At 47.0% G+C, this 1,028-nt stretch carries 1 protein-coding gene; it reads right to left on the reverse strand.

Features of this window, described 5'->3' with window-relative positions:
* Positions 1 to 879, reverse strand: an 879-nt coding sequence (locus tag GY683_RS08950; protein ID WP_297288397.1) for an LPD23 domain-containing protein, incomplete at its 3' end; no start/stop codon positions are given.
* Positions 880 to 1,028 lie beyond the last annotated feature (149 nt).

Consider the following 1,028-nt stretch of genomic DNA (forward strand, 5'->3'; position numbering starts at 1 on the left):
ACCATGATACAAAACCTCATCCGTATCAAACCCCATATCCCGCGCCCTCTGCATCCGGCTTGCTTCGTCCATTGGGAGGGATGCGGATAGGTTGTTTTTGCCACCGGTGCGGATTATCTGCTCGTCTAATGGTACATCGTAGTTTTTGTAGAATGGGTTAGATAGGCGCTCGTCCATGCCCATATCCATGCGTTGCTGGGTTAATCTGGCCTCTGCTTCGCCGCCTAGACTTCTATACCCTTGATACGGGTCTAGTTGCGCCGTTTCAACTAGCTTTGACCTCTCATCCAACAATCCATCATAAACACGCTTTAAGTTAGATAATCGCCCTTTTTTCTGATCAATAGGCATAGAAAAATCCCTAGATATTTCATCCCTAGCTTTGACGTTGGCGCTAAGTCTAAGATTATAACCTTTAATCTGTTCCATTGCGTCTGCCGAATCTCTAGCAAACATTACAGGGTTTCCACCCCTTGCCATCCCCTCACGCCCTTGAATAGCATGCTGTGACTCGTGCAAAGTAGTAGATAGCGCATCATCAGGTGAGTAAGTTTGCCCTAATGTTATTGCGTCTATTGATTTATCGTATTGCCCTTTAGCTTTTAGGCTTAAGTCATCCAGAAGTACAATACGTTCCGTATCGTATTGCGCGTCTAGTTTAGGGTGGTCTAAATTATCCGGCAGAAACTCTGCGTTTGGATTACTTTTCCACTTAGCCCCACTATCATCAATCTCAAACCGTGGCTTACCGTCTGGATGGTCTAACCACCACTTAGTATCTGCATAGATAGTATCAGCATCAACGCCCTGCGCTTTCATGTCTTGAGCTTTTTTGAGCATGTCAAGGTCAGCGTTTTGGGCGCGTTGCCCACCGATCATGCCACCCTGCTTGCCGCCAGGACTCTTTATAACGCCACTCTCTAAAGGATTTATCACCTCGTCATTGCGCTTTAAGGTCTGGATTATTGAGTCGTCAAATACGACTAGGTTGCGTGTGCCTTCGCCTGCGCTGCGACTGCCACCGTCAA

Origin of the sequence: Moraxella sp. (assembly GCF_024227015.1) — a bacterium.
GTDB lineage: Bacteria > Pseudomonadota > Gammaproteobacteria > Pseudomonadales > Moraxellaceae > Moraxella.